Origin of the sequence: Citrobacter sp. C348 (assembly GCF_047467975.1) — a bacterium.
GTDB classification, from domain to species: Bacteria; Pseudomonadota; Gammaproteobacteria; order Enterobacterales; family Enterobacteriaceae; genus Citrobacter; species Citrobacter gillenii.
In genome coordinates, this window is the sequence record NZ_JASJUJ010000035.1 from 1 (window position 1) to 394 (window position 394).

Sequence of the window (394 nt, forward strand, 5' to 3'; positions counted from 1 at the left end):
TCTCGCCATGCTTGGCGCATGCTCCTCCGGTACGGCTTACATCAGCGCCCATGAAAAAGCGTTCACTACCTACGCCAACAGCGAGTGGAAGAAGGCGCTGACCGGTATCAGCCCCGCACTGTTACGTGCCTTTCTGTTGCGTATACGGTCGCTGGAAATGAGCGGAGAAACCTCGCCGCGTGCGACCGTGACCCGCGAGCTGGGTGATGCCCTGAATCTGCAGTCAGCCCTGTATCATTTCGATATGGAGCAGGAGCCGGTCCTGTCCGTAACGGGCATGAATCGCCCGGTCATAACCGGGGTTGATATGGCGCTGTTAAGAAGCCCGGCCAGACGGATGAAGCTTGCCGCTGAACTGACCGCAAAAGACCACGAACAGGCAGAGGGCTGAATC

The 394-nt window shown here is 58.4% G+C and carries 1 pseudogene; it reads left to right on the plus strand.

Features of this window, described 5'->3' with window-relative positions:
* A pseudogene (locus tag QNN86_RS23885) lies at positions 1-391 on the plus strand (capsid protein); the annotation flags it as partial.
* Positions 392-394 lie beyond the last annotated feature (3 nt).